The organism is Streptomyces alkaliphilus (assembly GCF_014141535.1).
GTDB classification, from domain to species: domain Bacteria; phylum Actinomycetota; class Actinomycetes; order Streptomycetales; family Streptomycetaceae; genus Streptomyces; species Streptomyces alkaliphilus.
Genome location: NZ_VKHT01000339.1, coordinates 1 through 4,920 on the forward strand (window position 1 = coordinate 1; position 4,920 = coordinate 4,920).

A 4,920-nucleotide genomic window follows, 5' to 3' on the forward strand; every position below is an offset into this window, starting at 1 on the left:
GTTCTAGGGGCGGGCCGGGCCCGCCGGTGTGCACTGCCGGGTGCCCGGCGGCGCCGGTTCACCCGTGCCGACCAGCCTTCCCCCTCCGGGCGGGCCATGCGTCGTTCCCGGGTGGGGAACGCCGGTACGGCGATGGTGGGCCCCTCCCGTCGGGGTACTCCGATCGGAGTACCCCGACGGATGACGGCGGGAGGTGGGAAACCCCGCGAAAACCCCGGGTGACCGTGTACACCGCGAAAAGCCGTGAACAACCACCGATGACCGCGTCTCGTATGCTGGTCGACGAGCGGCGCGCGGGTTCCCGGTCGGCTACGCTGAGCGCGATGACGCGCTACGGGATGCTCCTTCTTAGCCGCCGCGGCGAGGGTCTGTAGTCCACCGGACCGGCCCCCTCCCCGCGGAGTCGATCCTGCCAGTCGGTCCTCGGATCCCCGTCATCCCTGGAGCACCCGGAACATCATGAGCGCCACTGCCTCTCCCTCCCCCTCCTCCGGCCCGTCCCGGAACGCCGACGCCCCCGCGAACCGCCTGCACGGTCCCACGCCGATCACCGCGGCCTCCGTGAAGCAGCGCCCGTCCGGCATGCCGATCCACCGGTACCGCCCCTTCGAGACGGTGGACCTGCCCGACCGCACCTGGCCCGGGCGGCGCATCACCGCCGCCCCCCGGTGGCTGTCCACCGACCTGCGGGACGGCAACCAGGCCCTGATCGACCCCATGTCGCCCGCCCGCAAGCGGGAGATGTTCGACCTGCTGGTCCGCCTGGGCTACAAGGAGATCGAGGTGGGCTTCCCGGCCTCCGGGAAGACCGACTTCGACTTCGTGCGCTCGATCATCGAGGAGGGCGCGATCCCCGAGGACGTGACCGTCTCGGTACTGACCCAGGCCCGCGAGGAGCTGATCGAGCGCACCGTGGAGTCGCTGGTCGGCGCGCCCAACGCCACCGTGCACCTGTACAACGCCACCGCCCCCGTCTTCCGCCGGGTGGTCTTCCGCGGCGGCCGTGACGAGGTGCGGCAGATCGCCGTGGACGGCACCCGGCTGGTGATGGAGTACGCCGAGAAGCTGCTGGACGACCGGACCACCTTCGGCTACCAGTACAGCCCGGAGATCTTCACCGACACCGAGTTGGACTTCGCGCTGGAGGTCTGCGAGGCGGTGATGGACGTGTGGCAGCCGGAGGAGGGGCGGGAGATCATCCTCAACCTGCCCGCCACCGTCGAGCGGTCCACCCCCTCCACGCACGCCGACCGCTTCGAGTGGATGTCGCGCAACCTGTCCCGCAGGGAGTTCGTCTGCCTGTCGGCCCATCCGCACAACGACCGGGGCACGGCGGTGGCCGCCGCCGAACTGGCCGTCATGGCCGGGGCCGACCGCGTGGAGGGGTGCCTGTTCGGCCAGGGCGAGCGCACCGGCAACGTGGACCTGGTGACGCTGGGGCTGAACCTGTTCAGCCAGGGCGTCGACCCGGGCATCGACTTCTCCCGGATCGACGACATCCGCCGCACCTGGGAGTACTGCAACCGGATGCAGGTACCGCCGCGCCACCCCTACGTCGGGGACCTGGTGTACACCTCCTTCTCCGGTTCCCACCAGGACGCCATCAAGAAGGGCTTCGAGGCACTGGAGGAGCAGGCGACCCGCGAGGGCGTCTCCGTTGACCGACTGGTGTGGGAGATGCCCTACCTGCCGATCGACCCCAAGGACGTGGGCCGCACCTACGAGGCGGTCATCCGGGTGAACTCGCAGTCCGGCAAGGGCGGCATCTCCTACGTGTTGAAGAACGAGCACCAGCTGGACCTGCCGCGCCGCATGCAGGTGGAGTTCTCCCGAATCATCCAGGCCCGCACCGACGCCGAGGGCGGCGAGGTCACCCCGACGCAGATCTGGGAGGCGTTCCGCGACGAGTACCTGCCGGTACCCGAGCGGCCGTGGGGCCGGGTCGCGCTGCGCAGCGCCCAGACCTCCAGCAGCCACGAGGGCCGGGACGAGCTGACCGTCGAGGCCGTGGTGGATGGCGTGGACACCACCCTGGTCGGCAGCGGAAACGGTCCCATCGCCGCCTTCTTCGACGCGCTGCGCCGGGCCGGTGTCTTCGAAGGGGCCCCGGGCGCGGACGCCGGGACGGTCGGCGAGGTGCGCCTGCTCGACTACGTGGAGCACACCATGAGCGCGGGCGCGGGCTCGCGGGCCGCCGCCTACATCGAGCTGGCCGTGGGCGACCGGATCCACTGGGGTGTCGGCATGGACGCGAACATCGTCCGGGCGTCGCTGCTGGCGGTCGCCTCGGCGGTGAACCGCGCCTTCCGCGACTGATCCCCCGTCGGCCCCGTACGCCGCCGACCGCCCCCGGCCCGCCCCTTCGGCGGACGGGGGCGGTTCGGCCCCCCCGGGGGGGGGTGTTCCGGCCGTTCCGGAGCCGGGGCATCCCGCCTTGTCCCGGTTCGCCCGAAGGACAGGGCCGTTCGGACTACTGACGACACCCGCCCGGTGTGGCTAACATCACTCATCCCGTCGCGCTGCCGCGGCGGGGACGTCCGCACCCGGCCGGGGCGCCGCGCGGACGGTCGTGGGCAATGGGGCGATTGCCGGATGACGACGGAGGTACGGCGTGGTGCACTCCAGGGGTCGGGACGACCACTGCGGGAAGCGCCGGCGACGGGTGCTGGGCACCCGCATCGCCTGGCGGGTGACCGGCGACGGGGAATTCTTCTGCCCCCGCTGCGGCGGGGACCGCTGCTACCAGGAACTGACCGGACGGCGCCGGTTCGCGGTGCTGGGGATGCCGGTGCTGCCGCGGGGCGCGGCCGACCCGGTGGTGGCCTGTGCCGCCTGCCGGGGACACTTCCCGCCCTCGGCGGTGACGGTGCCCACCACGATGCGGCTGGCCGGCATGCTCCGCGACGCCGTGCACGCCGTCGCGCTGGCCGTCCTCGCGGCCGGTGGCACCGAGGAGCGGGTGACCCGCCGGACCGCCGTGGAGGTGATCCGCGAGGCCGGGTACCCGGACTGCACCGAGGAACGACTGCTGACCCTCCTGGCGGTGGTCTCGGCGGAGGGACCGCGGGGCGCCGACACCGAGCTCGGGCAGGCGCTGGAACCGCTGGCGCCGCTGCTGGCCGTTCCCGGCCGGGAGTCGCTGCTGCTGCGCGGCGCCCGCATCGCGCTGGCCGACGGCCCGTACCTGGCGGCGGAGAGCACCGTGCTGGCGGGGATCGGCCGGCGGCTGGACCTCGCGCCGGCGGACACGGCACGGCTGCTGACCGCCGCCCGCACCCCGTCCTGAGGGTTCGCGATCACCCCCATCGGGATCCCGATGGGGGTGATCGCGCGGGGTGTGATCACGGAGGTCCGTCCCCGGAGGACGGCACGGGCCCGTCCGGGACCGGACACCCCCACGCGCCGCCGCGGGCCCCCTGCCCCCGACCGGCCCCACACGAGCCCTCGCGTGGGGCCGGTCGGGGCTCCTCACCCCGGGGCATCACCGGTGCGCGGGGCGTCGGGGCCGTCGCCCGCGCGGGCCCGGGCCAGGAGTCGGGCGGCCACCGCCGGAGAGTCGACCAGCGGGTGCAGCGCCATCGCCCGCAGCGCCGCCGTCTTCGAGCCGGTCAGGGCGGCCTCGATCACCGAGCGTTCCACCGCCTTGATCTGGAGCATCAGCCCCAGCTCGGCCGGGCCGGGCGCGGGGCAGGGGACGGGGTGTGCGCCCGCCGGGGAGAGTTCGCAGACCGTCTCCACTATCGCGCCGGGCCCCAGCGCGGGTACGGTGTCGGCGTTGCGTGTGTTGAGCACGAGGCGCCGCCGGTCCCCGCCGCCGTCGAACCACCCGCGCAGCACCTCCAGGGCGACCCACTCGTAACCACCGCCCTCGGCGAGGTCCCGCTCGTCCCGGCTCCAGCCGCCGGACGCCTCCCGTGCCTCGGCGAGGTAGGTCTCCTCCCGTTCGCGACGGGTGCTCTCCCACAGTCGGTGGGTCTCGCGGGCCGCCTCCTCGGCTCCGGGGCCGTCGCCCGGGTCGGCGGGGTCGAGCGGGCCGAGCGAGGCCGCCTCCGCGAAGAAGGCGGACTGCTGCCGATCCAGGAACTCCCCCCGCGTCTCGGTCGCCTCCCACGCCTTCTCCAGGCTCTCGCGCCGGAAATAGTGGTAGTACAGGTATTCGTTGGGCAGGGCCCCCAGGGTCCGCAGCCAGGGCCCGCCGAACAACCGGCCCTCCTCGAAGGAGGCCAGCGCCCGGTCGTCGGCCAGCAGCTCGGGCAGCAGATCGCGGCCCCCCACCGTCAGGGAGCGCAGCCAGCCCAGGTGGTTGAGGCCGACGTAGTCGGCGCGCACGGCCTCCGGGTCGGCGCCGGCGGCACGCGCGGCACGGCGGATCAGCCCCGCCGGCGAGTCGCAGATGCCGATCACCCGGGGGCCGAGCACCGCCGACATCGCCTCGGTGACGATGCCCGCCGGATTGGTGAAGTTGACGACCCGGGCCTCCGGCGCCACCTCGCGGACCAGTTCGGCGAAGCGGACCGCCTCCGGCACGGTGCGCAGCGCGTAGAGGATGCCCGCCGCGCCCACCGTCTCCTGCCCCAGCACGCCCTCGGCGAGGGCCAGGCGTTCGTCCCGGGCCCTCCCGGCGGTGCCGCCCGGCCGGATGGCGAACAGCACCGCGTCCGCGCCGCGCAGGGCGGTGGCGGGGACGGTCTCCACGCGCACCCCGGGCCCCTCCCCCACCACCGGGCCGGCGACCGCCCGCATCCCGCGCAACACCCGGGCGATCACCGCCGTGCGCGCGGGATCGGTGTCGTACAGGACCAGTTCGTCGACCGGGACCGATCCGGCCGCCACCAGGAGGGCGCGGTACACCAGGGGAACGCGGAACCCCCCACCACCGATGATCGTCAGCCTCATGCTCCGGAAAGTACCGTAGAACCC

3 protein-coding genes are annotated in these 4,920 nt (G+C 73.8%); 2 read left to right on the forward strand and 1 reads right to left on the reverse strand.

What is annotated here, in order from left to right; all coding sequences use genetic code 11:
- Positions 1-459 precede the first annotated feature (459 nt).
- On the forward strand, positions 460-2,316 hold the full coding sequence (gene leuA / locus FNQ90_RS12540; protein WP_182606448.1) for a 2-isopropylmalate synthase: 1,857 nt from the start codon (positions 460-462) through the stop codon (positions 2,314-2,316).
- 295 nt (positions 2,317-2,611) lie between these two features.
- Complete coding sequence (locus tag FNQ90_RS12545; protein WP_182606449.1) at positions 2,612-3,286, forward strand: zinc ribbon domain-containing protein; 675 nt, start codon at positions 2,612-2,614, stop codon at positions 3,284-3,286.
- 182 nt (positions 3,287-3,468) lie between these two features.
- Here the strand turns inward: FNQ90_RS12545 and FNQ90_RS12550 are convergent, their stop codons facing one another.
- On the reverse strand, positions 3,469-4,896 hold the full coding sequence (locus FNQ90_RS12550) for a family 4 glycosyl hydrolase (protein ID WP_182606450.1): 1,428 nt from the start codon (positions 4,894-4,896) through the stop codon (positions 3,469-3,471).
- Between the last annotated feature and the right edge of the window lie 24 nt (positions 4,897-4,920).